The 14,322-nt window shown below is 38.6% G+C and carries 17 protein-coding genes and 1 tRNA gene; 4 read left to right on the forward strand and 14 right to left on the reverse strand.

The window, feature by feature from the left end:
* Nucleotides 1-79: 79 nt before the first annotated feature.
* From MKY28_RS16215 to MKY28_RS16235, 5 genes are all read right to left on the reverse strand, one after another.
* Entirely contained in the window at nucleotides 80-1,717 is a 1,638-nt protein-coding gene (locus tag MKY28_RS16215; protein ID WP_340936390.1) for a DUF4365 domain-containing protein, read from the reverse strand.
* Between the two features lie 342 nt (nucleotides 1,718-2,059).
* On the reverse strand, nucleotides 2,060-2,749 hold the full coding sequence (locus tag MKY28_RS16220) for a hypothetical protein (protein ID WP_340936391.1): 690 nt from the start codon (nucleotides 2,747-2,749) through the stop codon (nucleotides 2,060-2,062).
* A gap of 54 nt (nucleotides 2,750-2,803) precedes the next feature.
* Entirely contained in the window at nucleotides 2,804-4,789 is a 1,986-nt protein-coding gene (locus MKY28_RS16225; protein ID WP_340936392.1) for a DUF3732 domain-containing protein, read from the reverse strand.
* Nucleotides 4,789-5,292: a three component ABC system middle component gene (locus MKY28_RS16230; RefSeq protein WP_340936393.1), complete on the reverse strand. Its 504-nt coding sequence runs from the start codon at nucleotides 5,290-5,292 to the stop codon at nucleotides 4,789-4,791. The genes MKY28_RS16225 and MKY28_RS16230 overlap by 1 nt, the downstream gene beginning before the upstream one ends.
* A gap of 1 nt (nucleotide 5,293) precedes the next feature.
* Complete coding sequence (locus tag MKY28_RS16235) at nucleotides 5,294-6,451, reverse strand: ABC-three component system protein (RefSeq protein WP_340936394.1); 1,158 nt, start codon at nucleotides 6,449-6,451, stop codon at nucleotides 5,294-5,296.
* 516 nt (nucleotides 6,452-6,967) lie between these two features.
* Here MKY28_RS16235 and MKY28_RS16240 point away from each other — a divergent pair.
* On the forward strand, nucleotides 6,968-7,261 hold the full coding sequence (locus MKY28_RS16240) for a JAB domain-containing protein (RefSeq protein WP_445670926.1): 294 nt from the start codon (nucleotides 6,968-6,970) through the stop codon (nucleotides 7,259-7,261).
* A gap of 56 nt (nucleotides 7,262-7,317) precedes the next feature.
* Nucleotides 7,318-7,719, forward strand: coding sequence for a helix-turn-helix domain-containing protein (locus tag MKY28_RS16245; RefSeq protein ID WP_340936395.1), 402 nt, complete (start codon nucleotides 7,318-7,320; stop codon nucleotides 7,717-7,719).
* Nucleotides 7,720-7,933: 214 nt separating this feature from the next.
* Here MKY28_RS16245 and MKY28_RS31730 read toward each other — a convergent pair whose 3' ends face one another.
* Nucleotides 7,934-8,032: a putative holin-like toxin gene (locus MKY28_RS31730; protein WP_353883448.1), complete on the reverse strand. Its 99-nt coding sequence runs from the start codon at nucleotides 8,030-8,032 to the stop codon at nucleotides 7,934-7,936.
* A 497-nt stretch (nucleotides 8,033-8,529) separates the two neighbouring features.
* On the opposite strand from MKY28_RS31730, the gene MKY28_RS16250 reads away from it, so the two are divergent.
* Complete coding sequence (locus tag MKY28_RS16250) at nucleotides 8,530-8,946, forward strand: hypothetical protein (protein WP_340936396.1); 417 nt, start codon at nucleotides 8,530-8,532, stop codon at nucleotides 8,944-8,946.
* A gap of 91 nt (nucleotides 8,947-9,037) precedes the next feature.
* Here the strand turns inward: MKY28_RS16250 and MKY28_RS16255 are convergent, their stop codons facing one another.
* The 4 genes from MKY28_RS16255 to nrdR all read right to left on the reverse strand — a co-directional run bounded on the left by MKY28_RS16255 (nucleotide 9,038) and on the right by nrdR (nucleotide 10,959).
* The gene (locus MKY28_RS16255) at nucleotides 9,038-9,616 is read right to left on the reverse strand and encodes a tyrosine-type recombinase/integrase (protein ID WP_340936397.1); all 579 of its coding nucleotides are present in this window, start codon (nucleotides 9,614-9,616) and stop codon (nucleotides 9,038-9,040) included.
* Nucleotides 9,613-10,074 (reverse strand): phage integrase SAM-like domain-containing protein, encoded by a 462-nt coding sequence (locus MKY28_RS16260; RefSeq protein ID WP_340936398.1) that lies wholly within the window; start codon nucleotides 10,072-10,074, stop codon nucleotides 9,613-9,615. Before MKY28_RS16260 ends, MKY28_RS16255 begins: the two co-directional genes overlap by 4 nt.
* 160 nt (nucleotides 10,075-10,234) lie before the next feature.
* Nucleotides 10,235-10,307, reverse strand: a tRNA-Ala gene (locus MKY28_RS16265).
* 184 nt (nucleotides 10,308-10,491) lie between these two features.
* Nucleotides 10,492-10,959, reverse strand: a complete 468-nt coding sequence (gene nrdR, locus MKY28_RS16270) for a transcriptional regulator NrdR (RefSeq protein WP_036609807.1) — start codon at nucleotides 10,957-10,959, stop codon at nucleotides 10,492-10,494.
* A gap of 116 nt (nucleotides 10,960-11,075) precedes the next feature.
* On the opposite strand from nrdR, the gene MKY28_RS16275 reads away from it, so the two are divergent.
* On the forward strand, nucleotides 11,076-11,297 hold the full coding sequence (locus MKY28_RS16275) for an alpha/beta-type small acid-soluble spore protein (protein ID WP_017689472.1): 222 nt from the start codon (nucleotides 11,076-11,078) through the stop codon (nucleotides 11,295-11,297).
* 82 nt (nucleotides 11,298-11,379) lie between these two features.
* Here the strand turns inward: MKY28_RS16275 and MKY28_RS16280 are convergent, their stop codons facing one another.
* The 4 genes from MKY28_RS16280 to mutM form a co-directional block, all read right to left on the reverse strand.
* The gene (locus MKY28_RS16280; protein ID WP_036609809.1) at nucleotides 11,380-11,943 is read right to left on the reverse strand and encodes a lytic transglycosylase domain-containing protein; all 564 of its coding nucleotides are present in this window, start codon (nucleotides 11,941-11,943) and stop codon (nucleotides 11,380-11,382) included.
* A complete protein-coding gene (gene coaE / locus MKY28_RS16285) occupies nucleotides 11,940-12,536 on the reverse strand; it encodes a dephospho-CoA kinase (protein ID WP_340936399.1) in 597 nt (198 codons plus the stop codon). Before coaE ends, MKY28_RS16280 begins: the two co-directional genes overlap by 4 nt.
* A 9-nt stretch (nucleotides 12,537-12,545) precedes the next feature.
* On the reverse strand, nucleotides 12,546-13,319 hold the full coding sequence (locus MKY28_RS16290) for a manganese efflux pump (RefSeq protein WP_047842325.1): 774 nt from the start codon (nucleotides 13,317-13,319) through the stop codon (nucleotides 12,546-12,548).
* A 142-nt stretch (nucleotides 13,320-13,461) separates the two neighbouring features.
* Nucleotides 13,462-14,289 carry a DNA-formamidopyrimidine glycosylase gene (mutM, locus tag MKY28_RS16295; protein ID WP_036669994.1) on the reverse strand — a complete coding sequence of 276 codons (828 nt, stop codon included), beginning with the start codon at nucleotides 14,287-14,289 and terminating at the stop codon, nucleotides 13,462-13,464.
* Nucleotides 14,290-14,322 lie beyond the last annotated feature (33 nt).

The following is a 14,322-nucleotide window of genomic DNA, read 5'->3' on the forward strand; positions in this document are numbered from 1 at the left end:
CATACTAAAAAATAAAGAGTCCATTACTTTCAATTTATAGCTTCAATACTTCAATCTATTGTTGTATATTTTTATTTTCCTAATCACTATATTGAGCAGCAAATTTATTCCCAATTAAAAATCCAAAAAATTCATGCATATATTTTGTTAGTTCGCTGTTTGCATTTTCAAAATAAGCATAGCACGAATTGTACTGTTCCTTTAACTTCTCGTCTTCAACTAAATTTTTCTCGTGTGACTCTAGCGTTTCAATTTGATTATCATTAATAACTAATTCCTCATCTAACAATACTGACATAACAATATCATTGAATTCTTTGGGTGATCTTCTATCTATATTCCACTTTCTTTCGTAATAATCGTCGAGCAAAAAATTATACTTTTTGATATCTAACAATAACTCAACAAGTCTCCATTTACGTAACAAGAATTCACTCTTATTAGAATCGAAAATCGCTCCATTAAAAAATGAATTATTTTCAGAAGACAACAAATTTAAAAAGGATTCTAAATCTTTTCGTAAATCATGCACTACATTACTTGGTGCTGGTAATTCATACTTTGCCCATTCCGATGTTCTTAAATAACTATCATAAATACGTTGAAAAATAGATTTCATATTCATCCCTGTACTTCCTTTTACTCGGATTAAATTATGATTTTCACAGTATCTTATAATAGTTGAAAATTTATCAGCATCATGGATAGTTATAAATGTACTTTCTCCAAATGGTTCAAACTCTTTCTCAAGTTTTTTTTCTTTTACTGGACGATTGGACTTATTCTTCGTATAAATATGGTCATTAATATTTAAAAAAGATTTTCCAAGATCATTTAGCGTTAACACAAGTCTATATTTAGCTAATTCACCACTTTCTATTATATATGGTCTTATTGATGGCATACTTTTGAGATAATCATCATAATAACTATAGTCAGTGATGTATTCATCTTCTTCTGAATCATAGTAACCGTTATCAAGTTCATAATCTTCAATGTCAAATTGTTCATAAAAATCATAGTCTATTGTTATATGTGCCCATGGAAAAAGCTTCTCGAATGCTTGTTCATATGGAGTAAATGGTAACAAAATATTGTTACTCCATAAAATTTCTTCTTCGTTATTCTTACCTTCGTTCAGGATAATTCTTAATTTACCCAATCCAGATGACTTGTTTATCCATTCTTCTGATTCACAAATAATAGTCCCCCCATTGTCCAGTGCTTCCATCCAAGCCTTAGATATGCTCATATTTATCAAGAATCTTTCATACACTGACTTGTTTTCGGAGATTTTTATCAATGAATCTTTAGAATTTGAGTCTAAAATTTGATTTTGCTTGATTTCAGTTTTCCAACCCTTTTTTGTGAATTCAGTGGTATCTTTTGTTATATGTTGCCAATAGATTGTACTACTATCTAAATCACACAGAACTAATATAACTGGAAGAGAATGATTCATCCAATATGTGTAGTGTTTCAAATCACCATAATAAATAAGCCTACCATCTTTTTTTCGTGTATATGATTCTCCAGTTTTTATTTGTAAAGCGATAAGTTTTCCTGATGGGTAAGACCCATCGTAAATTTCTATATGAGCATCTATACCGTAATCACTTGTAGGTTGTTCCCTAAAAATCCACTTAAGTGTATTAGAAAACTTCAACTGTGCCAAGCCTACACCAGCACGATCAATTAATGAAGTATCTTCTTTCATAAAAGTTTTCTCTCCTTTATTATTACAATCAAATAATATGATTTAGCAGGTTCTAATTATAAAGAGATTCTTTTAGCATTAAGGACATGATTTAGTCACGCGCCTAGTAGTATCCTGTTCTCCCTCCATATGTATAACCTATTAAACTATAATGGGGGCACACGATGTATGAGCAACACAACATCCAGACTTCATAAAACAGTTATTTTTCTGTTCTCCTCTAGGAAGATGAGATTCTGTACTTCGAAGGATATGCATGAGAAGTTCTTAGATAAGATTCTATTCCTCTTCCTACTTAATCGCTAAACTTAAAACATGGAACCTCTATTCTAAAAGCAACCTTTATTGTTTACCTATTATTGGATTTATTCTAAATCGCAGTTCTTTTTCTATAAAATAAACAAGATGATACAAATAATCTTCTTCAAATTTATCCATTTTCACATATGAAACTCTAAAGTCAACATCATTAAAAGTCGTTTCTAGATCATTCAAACGCATACTATAGAGTTGATCGGAAGTTGTCCTATAATCTGCATAAATGTGTTCTATTATTCTAAATTTTAATCCTTTGTTTGAGGAAAAAATGTCATTTCTCGCCTTACCAATGTATAATGGAACCCAACCATCTGAATAAAAGTTTTTTCCACTCTTTCGTGCCACAAAATGTTTCATAAACTTTATCCTTGAAATTCGAGGGGTATTGCCACTTCTATTTTCAAACCAGCGGTCAAGAATATAAAAGAAGAATCTTTCTCTTCGTTCAATTAAATTATCAAACTGGTTCCCTTGTTCTCTCAACCATTTAGAGTAGAAAATATTAAAATTAGCCTCAAAATAATAAATACCTGTACAATCACTGAAATTTAATTTGTTTTCAATGGATTGAAGCGTATCATTTAAGGTGAACTCATACTTTTTAGCTATACTATTCAAATGCTCTATAGCAATTTCTGAAGTAGTATCTTTTAAATACCATAGACCTTCCTGTATGATTTTAAGAGTCTCATCATATGATTTATCCTTGAACATAATAAGTTTTTCTCCAAATTGTTTCACTTTTAATTTTTGATTCTTGCCTCAACTTTAAGAATACCATTCTTCTGGTATTAATTTTTTTCCATTTCTCCATTCAACTACCTCATGAACCCCTTCAATAGTTCCGTAGATATCACTGTCTGCATGATCCAGAATAATGCACTGCCACGCACCTTGGCTCGCTACAACTGAGTTTGCGATAGTGCTAAATATACTTTTCACAGCAGTTATGTCTTCGTTATCATATTGTGGTTCGTCTTCAGTGTCCTCATTAATTCTCTTTAATTTAGGAAAGTAAACTTGACTGGGCTGATCAAAAATAACGAAACTAGGCACACATGAGTTTTCCATTTCAAGAAAAAATTCTTGTAATGAACACATCAGTGCTATGTGAAAAGATACCCAGTTTGATGCACTGCCAACTTGAGCAAGATAATGCCAATTACCATCATTACTGAGGATTGAGATATTTAGGTCTTTAATAATGAATCTTGGAGCTACTTTACGATATTTTTCTTCTACATCAAGGGTTTTTAAATGATTTAGCATTTTTTGCGAAATAGTTGTAGTAGCCTTATCAATTCTTAGTTGCATTTTTCCTTTATCAACTTTTACTTGTAAATCAATATACTCCATTTCCAACGATGTAATTTCCTTTTGTAGGTCACCGCCATCAACAAGTTTTTCGAAAGTTTCTATTGAAGCTTTTAAATGACCCAAAAAAATAAACATTTGTTGGTTACGTTGGAACTCCTCCTGTGCTTTTTTATCTCTAGAGATCAATAAATCAAACCTCTTTTGTATTTTTTCTTTATTATCTAGAAGTTTTTGTAACTCTAGCTTAGTCCGTTCTTCTTCTCTCGAAAATGAAGTTGGAACTTCGGCAACATTTCTTGATTGGTCTTCATATTTTTTAAAGGCAGAAATTACTTTTGACAACTCCGAAGTTGATTTTGGATGTTCTGAGCTTCCACAAGCTGGACAAGCAACTGATTCAGATGAAACATTTTCCAACCACATTGAAATGTGTAACCGATCTGCTCTTTTCTGTTGAGAATTTCCATAATCTATCAAATTGGTTCTCAGACGTTTTACGTCATTCAACCTTTTTTTTGCCTCCGCAATTTGTTCGCTAATATTTCTCTCTTCAATTTCTAACTGAATAATCTCCTTATTTGCCGATTCAATGTTTTCAATTTTTGTATTCGAATGTTTGGGGATATCTTCGAAAATCCTCTTGGCAATTAATAAAAGTTCATCGGAAGGTGTATCATCAGAAATTTCCTGATTAAGAATTCCATACTCTTGCGCGATTTTTATATGACCTAACATGTTCGCCATCCATGAAGCTGATACATTCCTAATCTTTTCAAATTCCTTTTTTAACTGTCCTAAACGTTTTTCCACAAATTGAAGCCGCTGCCTAGCGACGAGGATTTCAATATTCTCAATACCTAGAATAAAAGGAAACCAGTTTCTTAATCTCTCTCTATGTTCATGAGCATGTGTTTTATAAAATAATATATTTTGATTAGCCACGATATCTTGATTTTGGAATATTAAGGCCATTAAATCTCTAAAACTAAGTCTAGCTTGATAGTTTTCCTTCTCATCTTCGCTACCACTCAGGTTGAAATATGGCACTGAAGCAATAGCATTTAAAATATGTTTAACTCCTTCAGTTTTTTCATTAGGTTCTTCAATTATTGGAGGAATACTTACGATTCTCCCTCGTGACAAATAAAATTCATTTGAAACTTTATTTCCCAATGGTACTTTCCTTGCTATTAATATTTGTTCAGCCTCAGTTTGAATAACCACTCCATACCATGATACAAAATCACGAATCGTATCTATTGGAATAAAGCAATCACTGGAAGCAAGACAATAATCAATTATAGGAATAATTGCTGATTTTCCAGTACGAGATGAACCAGTGATTACATTCACTTTGCCTAATTCAAATGGTATAACTTGAGGAGGGAACTCTGGAGATTTAGGCCAGATGATTAATTTGAAAATTTGGAACTGCATTAGAACACCACCTTTAAATATGCTTCAATCGTAATTAAATCATGTTTAGAAAACCATTTCCCCAGAATTTCAGCCTGATCTCCTATGCGTTTAATCGGTGTCTTCAAACCTTTTCCCCGACTAGGTTTCTTATTCAAAGCTCTCGGATATATTTTTCCGCTTTCTATATCCCACATCACTAATCCTTCTGAAATAGCAATATCTATGGAAGCAAGTGTATATTCTCGCTTATCTTTAACTCTTTGCTGAATAGACAATAAGATATCTGACTGCTTAGACTCTTCAAAACTTCGTGCGTAAGACTGTAAACCATCTCTTTGATTAGTCACAGGTTTTAGCAATTTTTTGTTTGTGAGTATTGCAGACGCTACAAAGTGTAGAAGACCAATGGGAGCATCTCCATTAGGATGACCAGCACAATACCCCTGGGTGAATCTCCAAAGTATGAAAGCTCCAAGTATCGGAGTATTCCAGAGCTTTACTTCATCCACCAATCTCCCCAAATTAATCCCCCTTCTCCTTAATAAATATTTTATCCCATTCTGAATGCCATCCTATTTCTGCTTCATCTGCTAACGCATGATATGTGCCAGGAATAGTAGAGGCTGGGGGAGTCATATCTCTTATTGTTTCTAACCTTGAATTGCAATCAGACAAAAGTAATTGCCCCTGCTCTACCGCATTTAAATTCTTTTCAGTAATTCCAATTCTTTTCCTTTGATTCTTCCAAAACTTAGTCAAACGATCTTCAAAATCCAAAGCAATATCATAATCAATAGTTTCATTTTCTATCCATCTTTCAAGATTTGCATCTGCTCTTAAAAAATCAGAAATTGCCTCGAGCATTTCATTTTCAGTAAGTTCTATAGCTTCAAGCTGTTTTAAGTATATTGGCCGTTCTTTAAATTGTTTTTTGACTTTGTCATGTTCCTTATTATAATTCATAGTAAAATCAATGAGTTCTCTAGAACGTGAGCGATCAAGCAACACTTTGAATTGTTTATCAAAGTCTTCCCAAGTCATGATCGCACTTCTACGTGCTGCTATACTTTCAACAACAATCTTTAATACCCAACCGTTTAAATTTTCCATAATAAAGTCAATTTGTTTTTCAGAAACATGTTTTTTTTGTATTTCAATTCTAACAGCATCGTATCCGGCTCCACTCTCTATTTGCAAATTAAAGCGTTGGATAATTTCCATGAATTGAATCTCATTTTCATTTACTACGTAGTTATAATATTTCCATATCTCATGTTCAACGTCTAACTCTTTAAGTTTATCTTTTGCTTTCTTCAAAGCAGTTGAAGCTTTCAATGGATCTTGTGCTTCATCAAACTCATTAACCAGCCCTCTTCTTCCAGACTGATTTGTATATAGTACAAATTGGGTCTTTTCTATATCAATAAATCCTGAATTAGAAGCATCTATCCAATTAGATAGTGTCTTCCATAAATCTTTTGATCTATCGGTCAATACATTCCCTAATACTGACGACTTATCTTCTTCTGTAAGAAGTTCACCATTAGAGTATCGGATTGCAACATCACCAACAACTTCAACACAAACAACATCACTAGGAGCACTCCTAAGAAGATGATAAAGTGCACGAGGGAATTGTAGTGCGTATCCTAATAACTGACCAGGAGCATTCGATTTCATATATTGCCCTCCATAAAACGATATAGCTACTACACTTCCTAGAAAATACATAATTACATTTTCTACATAATAGGACTATTTTCCTCTTTATCCAACAATATTTTTATCTTCCAGTCTCATAGAACTACAAAATTCATTTCTATATTAGATTAAAGAAAAGTATTGAGATTAAATAGTCAGAGGGAATACATATGAACATCCGCACAGAGATAATGAGAAAGTTGCCCTCAGAATGCTTACTTGAGCATACGAATAGTTATCCCATTGATGATTTACTTGAACAGTTTCCTACTATTCAAGAGCTTATGAACGTTTCAGAGCAACAGCTTGTTAACATTAAAGGAATCGGATTAAACAAAACATGTCAATTGAGTGCCATACTGAAACTTGCAAAATGCTAGCATTACCTGTCTTTCCAGTTCCTCGAACCTGAATTCCAATTCTTAAAAGTGGGGAAACTTTGTCTGCCTCTTCTTAAACACCAAAAATAAAGTAATCTGTAAAGAAGTTATTTCCATCAGCTCATTGAATGCCACCATTGTTCATCCAAGAGAAGTATTTCATGCTGCTATTAAGCATTGTAGTGCTTCTATTATTTGTGCTCATAATCATCCCAGCGGAGACTCGACACCATCTCCAGGAGATCTGAATTTCACAAAACGACTTGTAGAAGTTGGAAAAACTATTGGGATAAACGTGCTCGATCACGTAAAATCGGCCATAACAGCTATACCAATCTACGTGAGAAAAATCTTATGTAAGAAATTAGAGAGTAAGTCCTCCCTATTCCTTCAAATTCATCTTATCTAAACGTGTAAACATTAAATCTAAAACTTCATAATTCAGTTGTTGTTTATCGGAGGAACATGCCTGCATTAGTTGCTTTACCTTATCCGTTTAATAATGCTGGGCATTCGGGCATAAGAAGAGTAACGCTGGTATTTACTCTCATGTTTTACCTGTCGTCCATCAACAGACCGCTTCTCATTATGAGAATATCAACATGTCAATATGTTGTGCATAATTATTTTGGAGGAATTTTAATGAACATCCGTTGTCGGCTTGGTGAGATCATGACTGAGCGTAAGTTAATGAATAAAGACTTAGTAGCACTAACAGGCGTAAGTCGCAATACAATAATGTCTCTTGCCGCGAATGCAACGAAACGAATTGACTACGATACTCTCGGCGCGCTTTGTAAAGGGCTTGGCGTATTGCCTAGCGACTTAATCGAATACATACCGAATACCGAGGAAAGTACCGAATGACGCAAAAACCGCTAACCCATACCTAGGGATAACGGTATTTTTATTATTATGAAATTCCCATCAAAAGCTAATAAAATAACTATATTCGTTATTTAATATTGTAATGCGGTACATTTGCGGGTAAAATTGAATTACCACTGTAAATCATAATTTACAGTGGACAAGAGCGGTACATCTTCGGAGAAATAACCGCCCTCTCTACCAAAGACTGCGGTTATTTCTGCTTAGTACGTATAATTAATACTATTAATGTAGCGAACGAAATCATAAGGATAAGTGTCTCATAGGTGGACATGCTACCACCTCCCCTCATATGAAGGTAGGTAAAGCCCGCTCTTGTCCACTTTCCAGTATACACGCGGATTCAAAATTATGGAATAATAAATATTGAGACACACCGGGCCGTTAAGCATACGGCTCTTTTTTGCGTAGAATTACCGTGGAATCAGCGTGTTAGGGCTTTGGTGAGGGAAACGTAACAGGACGGGCCAGGAGCGCTATATGTACGGGGATTTGACGGAGAGAACGCGTAAGAACCGCTAACCCTGCGTACGGGTTGCGGCCACTACAGATGAACAATTTAATACAATCTGGACCGTGTAACAGAAAATCTATTACACGAAGACTCTTTCGTATCGAGGTTTTAGCAACATTTAACTCCTCAATTCTCAAGGCATATAATACATAGATAATTCTACTTCTGACACACTTAAACAAAATTCTCCTTCCCTTAAAGATGCAAAAGGTATTGAAAAATATCTTAATGAAACTTATGGAGTAAAATCACCCCTTAAAACATCACTTACTGAATTGAAATTTAGTTTTAGCGTTACTGAAAATAAATCTAAGTTTGAAGCTTATGACCTCCTAATTAACTTTCATTATGATGTAAGAAGTATAGACCAACTTATTTTTGATAACCAAAATTCAATCGATCCCAATTCCGTTCTCAAGGCAAACAAGACAGAAAGCCAGATTCACCAATTCATCGAGGATTTTGCAAAGGATATCGCCTCCATATTACCGACTAAAAAGATAAAAGGAATAACTGATGGTAGCTATTATAAATACCCAACCCTGGAAGTTGATCCTATTGACTATGTTCAAAATGTGTGGGTTACTTATGAATTTAAAGATCCTAACTCTTACTTTGCTGATTACAACAGTCCATTGGCGGAGTACGGTGATACTGAGGTTTCCGCGTTCAAATGGGCTCCTATCAAATAAACGCAGAAAAGGCACAGCCCTCAACGGAATTTCTCCCGCGAGAACTGCGCCTGATTTCTATCCTTAAATAGCTTCTGATGGAAGACAGAAATTATCTTTTAATCTTTCGCGGCTTTTCCAATTTTCCGATAACCGCGTTCAGAGGTGAATACTCGTCGTGGTTCTTCTTCACTTTCTTGTCAGATAGGTGGGTATAGTGAGCAGTCATACGCCCATTAGCATGTCCAAGGATAACCTGTAGGTAACGCTGTGAACCACCCTCCTCTAAGAATAACGTGGCTCCCGAATGTCTCAGTAGATGCGGATACACGCGCTTCTCAATCCCCGCCCTATCCGCATATTTCTTTAATTGGTGACAGAAGTGATTCGGAACCAACCGTTCCCCGTAATTATTGAGGAATATATATTCACTTCCAAACTCCGTTGATTCACGGATTAACTCTTGCATCAGCTTAGTAGTTCGTTTTGTGATCGGTACAATTCGAGGCTTACGTGTCTTGGTTATTTCCCATCGTAAAGTTGCACAGCATGCAGTGAAGTCTACGTCAGTCTTACGTAATGTTAACGCCTCGTCTACGCGTAACATCCCGTCAATTAGGAGAATTATTACAACGAAATCTCGAAAGTCGCTGTACTTGCGTTGGTTTGGCGCTTTGAGGAGGTCGCTCATCTCCTGCGCGGTAAGTACCTCAATATCTTCCCAATATCCAGTACGTTCTTTAAATACGTAAACGGGTCTGCTTCAATTACTTCCTCTTCTTTAAGGAACTTGAACATCGTCTTCATGTTCTTAATCCGCGTGTTAATTGACTTCGGTAGCAGTCCAACGGTACGTACGGAATCCGGAACGTTACAGTTATCACTAAATCTCCGCATTTCATCGCGTAACCAAATTATGTAATCACGCCTAACCTCAACGTTGATATTCCGGATGTCACGAATGATCTTACGCTCGTCCAGAAATTCGCAGAAGTAATTGTAATTCTGTACGTATGTCTTTAGCGTATTCTCTGCACGGCCCTCCGACTTCTTCGCCTGATAGTAGTAATCAAACAAGTAGTCTAACGAATGTTGTAAGCCCGTTGATGTGCGCTCACTCTTAATTGTTCTTCCTTTACGTTTATCCATTTTATACTGTCTCCTTCGATAATAAGTACGGTAAGAAATCGAGGGATTAGGCGCGTATATCTGCGATGCGTGGAGCGCATATCTGCGAGGTGTCCACGTTAACAGTCAACGTCTAGACAAACGAAAAAACCCGCTATATTAGCGGATTTTCTACGAGTTATGGAGCCTAGGGGGATCGAACCCCTGACCTCATCGCTGCCAGCGATGCGCTCTCCCAGCTGAGCTAAGGCCCCAGGATATGAAATAGATAACTTGTCCAGCGCTGCTACGTTCCACAGGCGACTCCTATATCATATAAAATCCAGCTTTCGCTGTCAATCACTTTTTAAGATCCAAAGTGATTGGAGAAGAACAACCGATTTCTCTGGTACACACGGACTGGAACTCCAGACTGCTCTTCTCCCTTTACCAACTTCACTAATCCTCCAGATCGTCTTTGGACAACAGGGATTTCAGTTCTTTCATGAACATATTGATATCTTTGAACTGGCGATATACCGACGCAAAGCGTACATAAGCCACTTCATCTACGGGAAACAGCTGCTCCATCAATAACTCACCAATCTGGCGACTCTCGACCTCAGCATCGGCTGTATTACGCAGAGATTTCTCTACTTCAGATACCATCATCTCCAGGGTCTCTACGGAGACTGGACGTTTCTCACAGGCACGAATAAGCCCGCGGAGAATCTTGTCCCGGCTGAACTCTTCACGACTGCCATCTTTCTTAATAACAATCAGTGGAGTCTCCTCAATCATCTCAAACGTTGTAAATCTTCGGGCACACTGCTCACACTCACGGCGACGACGAATGGATTTTGCTTCGTTGGCCGGACGCGAATCAAGCACTTTGGTACCCATATAACCGCAATAAGGACACTTCAAAACAGATCACTTCCCACGTTTTACTTTTTACCACATATTCCCTGTACTTATTTTGTAATGAAAAACGCATTGCCGACACATAATACTTTTACCAACCCGCGAGGAGGTGAACAGCAATGGCACAAAGCAATGGTAACTCCAACAACTTGGTGGTAACTAAAGCTTCCGCAGCACTCGAGCAAATGAAATATGAAGTTGCTCAAGAACTCGGAATCAGCATCCCACAAGACGGATACCAAGGTAACATGACTTCTTACGAGAACGGTTCGATCGGTGGATACATCACGAAGCGTCTGGTAACAATTGCAGAACAGCAATTGGCAGGTCAATACCAATAATATCTGCATCGTAATACGCTACACAGAGGAGCATGGAGCGGCCGGTGAATAACCGGCCTGCTCTGTGCTTCTACTTATATACTTAGAACGTATTATAGATCTTTACATACTGATTATAATAGTAAATGACTCTTTGTACATAGTGACGCGTCTCACCAAACGGAATATCTTTCACTGTATCGAACGAGCCATCCCATACACCATCTCTAAGCCAACTGTTCACTTTGCCTGGTCCCGCATTATAGGCAGCGATCATAACTGCTTCATTGCCATCGAATTGATCAGACAGATTCCGCAGATACCATGTGCCTAATTGAATATTTCGTTCAGGCTCGTGCTTCAATTCCTCCAGCGAAGTGTCGGGAATTTTGGCTTGTTCCAGTATCCAATTCGCCGTGTCCGGCATCAGTTGCATGAGCCCAATGGCACCTCGTTTGGATTCCTTGCTTGTCTTAAAATTAGTCTCCACCTTGATAATGGAAGCAATCAGAAACGGATCAACCTCATAGCTCTGAGATTGGGCACGGATCTCTTCCTTATAATGTATGGGATAGAACCATGCCATCCAGTTTGTATTCAGAAATAACACCAGTACAAAGGACACAAACATCAACAGCAGTACACGTTTCTTACGCAATATTCTCATAACAAACCCTTACGCTGTAGATATGAGTCAATTTGCTGCTCCGTCGCAGACCATAAGCCGCTGTTATCGATGACAATGTCTGCCATCTGCTTTTTGCGCTCAATATCCATCTGTACATCCATCCGGGCCTCAGCCTGTGCTGCAGTCATTCCATCCCGACCCATCAAGCGATCTCGTTGCACCGATCTCGGGACATATACGACCATAACTTCCTCGAAACCGTCCTCCAGACCTGATTCGTAGAGCAAAGGAATATCAGACACCACAAGTTTATCCGGATGTTGCGATTCGTATGCAGCAGCCCGTTCGCGCATCTCTCTTCGGATTGCCGGGTGTGTGATGGCCTCCAATGCCTTCCGTTCCTCTGGTTGTTGAAAAACAATGCTTCCGAGCTTTTTCCGATCCAGTGTTCCATCTTCGTTCAGTATGGCTTGTCCAAACCGCTTAACAGCGGCGGCCAACACGGGATGCCCGGGCATCATAACTTCCCGGGCAATAACGTCTGCATCGATGAGCAACGCTCCCTTACTGGCGAGATAGGCGGAAACACTGCTTTTGCCTGTCGCGATCCCGCCGGTTAAGCCTATATTCATCGTTTCACCTCATAACAACTTCATTATTCCCATAATCATTAACATTAGCGCTGGCAATACAGACAGTCTTCGCATCCAGCGCAGAGCTGAGAATCGTAGGCCAACCTTCATGCCGAGTGACAGAAACGCCCCACTAAACAGTGCAATAATGAGTGCTGTCCATAGTGTAGGGAATCCCAGAAGTGCCGCTCCCAAACCTGCTCCAAACGCATCCAGAGACAGAGCAATACCCAGCCACATCGCTTCTTGAGCAGATATACTCCCCGAGTTATCCATATCCGCCTTGGAGGGACTCCGAAGAATTTGAATGACAACGCCCAGCTTGCGCAGCTCCAGTGTAAATACCATTCGTTCCAGTGATCCACTTGAAGCCGACTGTTCCAGATCCAGTGCAAGCACCTGATTTCTGCCCTTTGAAGCCGACAGTCTCTCTTGTGCTTCTCCCACTCCAGTTACCTTTGCTTCTGTTCCCTCACCCATTCCAGTGTCTGTTTCCAGCTGTTCTTTGCCTTGCTTCCGAATTAGTTGCAACAGTGACCATGCACCAATACCTATCAATATAACAGCTCCCACGATCGAAGCGATATCCGGTGACACCACATGAGACAACAACACACCTACTTGCATCGACAAGGCAATAACCAATCCTGAACAGATCGAAATAACAGCAATAGATAACAGGGGAATCTTAGTCCTCCGTAACCCATATGTAATCCCGACTCCAAAACCATCTAAACTAAGCGCCAAAGCAAGCGCCAGCAATGAAATAAAATGATGCAGCACCCCGGACTCCTCCTCTGTGCGGTACTCGTGCCAACTGAAGATGCCAGTATGGGTATACGCCCGCTTATTTCTGCCATATCAGTATATGGAGGGAGGAATCCAAGGGTGCTATGATTTCATCATTTCGTTCATTCAGTTCATTTTACAGCAGCTGACAGTTCGGACAAAAATGCGTTCCACGGCCACCAACCACCGTTTTTTCAATTAACGTACCACAAGTTGTACAAGGTTCTGATTTGCGTCCATAGATTTTCAATTGATGCTGGAACATCCCCATCTCACCCTGTCCATTCACATAGGACTTGATGGAAGATCCACCTGCATTCACTGCATCTTGCAACGTAGCCACAATCGCTTCATGAAGCACCGTTAACTGAGCTTCGGTCAGTGTCTTGGCGATGGTCTCGGGATGGATACCTGCGCGAAATAGAGCCTCGTCCACATAAATATTCCCGATACCAACCACATATGCCTGATTTAAAAGTACAGCCTTGATTTTGGTTGTACGCTTGCCAACCGCCTCGCGGAATGCAGTTACCGTAAAGGCTGGATCAAGCGGCTCCAGTCCCAGCTTCAGCAAAGGTTTGGACACCAGTTCCTCACCTGCATTGAACAGATGCATCGTACCAAATTGACGCACATCCTTATAACGCAATTCCGTACCATCATTAAAATGGAAGATCACATGTGTATGTTTCTCCACATCTTCATGTTGCTCGTACACACCGTATCTTCCTTCCATCCGCAGATGGGAGACAAGCACCAGCCCGTCCAGCAAAATTCGCAAAAACTTGCCTCGACGCTCCACCCCAATGACGGTATGTCCCGCGAGTTCCATTGCAAATGCATCTATGTCGTCCGGCCGCTGAATAATCCGCGGCAAGCTAACGGTAACATGATCAATCGTTTTGCCCACAATAAGTTGATTCAATGTTCTTCTGACTGTTTCGACTTCCGGTAATTCCGGCATGATGTTCTCACCTCCCCTATATTATAACGGAAG

The sequence above is a fragment of the Paenibacillus sp. FSL R5-0473 genome (assembly GCF_038004565.1).
Classification (GTDB): Bacteria; Bacillota; Bacilli; order Paenibacillales; family Paenibacillaceae; genus Paenibacillus; species Paenibacillus amylolyticus.

What these genes read in the sequence shown, in the direction of transcription:
- MKY28_RS16215 (WP_340936390.1), bottom strand. Translation starts at nt 1,717, where the DNA reads ATGAAAGAAGATACTTCATTAATTGATCGTGCTGGTGTAGGCTTGGCA.
- MKY28_RS16220 (WP_340936391.1), bottom strand. Translation starts at nt 2,749, where the DNA reads ATGTTCAAGGATAAATCATATGATGAGACTCTTAAAATCATACAGGAA.
- MKY28_RS16225 (WP_340936392.1), bottom strand. Translation starts at nt 4,789, where the DNA reads ATGCAGTTCCAAATTTTCAAATTAATCATCTGGCCTAAATCTCCAGAG.
- MKY28_RS16235 (WP_340936394.1), bottom strand. Translation starts at nt 6,451, where the DNA reads ATGAAATCGAATGCTCCTGGTCAGTTATTAGGATACGCACTACAATTC.
- MKY28_RS16245 (WP_340936395.1), top strand. Translation starts at nt 7,318, where the DNA reads ATGCCTGCATTAGTTGCTTTACCTTATCCGTTTAATAATGCTGGGCAT.
- MKY28_RS31730 (WP_353883448.1), bottom strand. Translation starts at nt 8,032, where the DNA reads ATGAGGGGAGGTGGTAGCATGTCCACCTATGAGACACTTATCCTTATG.
- MKY28_RS16255 (WP_340936397.1), bottom strand. Translation starts at nt 9,616, where the DNA reads ATGAGCGACCTCCTCAAAGCGCCAAACCAACGCAAGTACAGCGACTTT.
- MKY28_RS16260 (WP_340936398.1), bottom strand. Translation starts at nt 10,074, where the DNA reads ATGGATAAACGTAAAGGAAGAACAATTAAGAGTGAGCGCACATCAACG.
- MKY28_RS16275 (WP_017689472.1), top strand. Translation starts at nt 11,076, where the DNA reads ATGGCACAAAGCAATGGTAACTCCAACAACTTGGTGGTAACTAAAGCT.
- MKY28_RS16280 (WP_036609809.1), bottom strand. Translation starts at nt 11,943, where the DNA reads ATGAGAATATTGCGTAAGAAACGTGTACTGCTGTTGATGTTTGTGTCC.
- coaE (WP_340936399.1), bottom strand. Translation starts at nt 12,536, where the DNA reads ATGAATATAGGCTTAACCGGCGGGATCGCGACAGGCAAAAGCAGTGTT.
- mutM (WP_036669994.1), bottom strand. Translation starts at nt 14,289, where the DNA reads ATGCCGGAATTACCGGAAGTCGAAACAGTCAGAAGAACATTGAATCAA.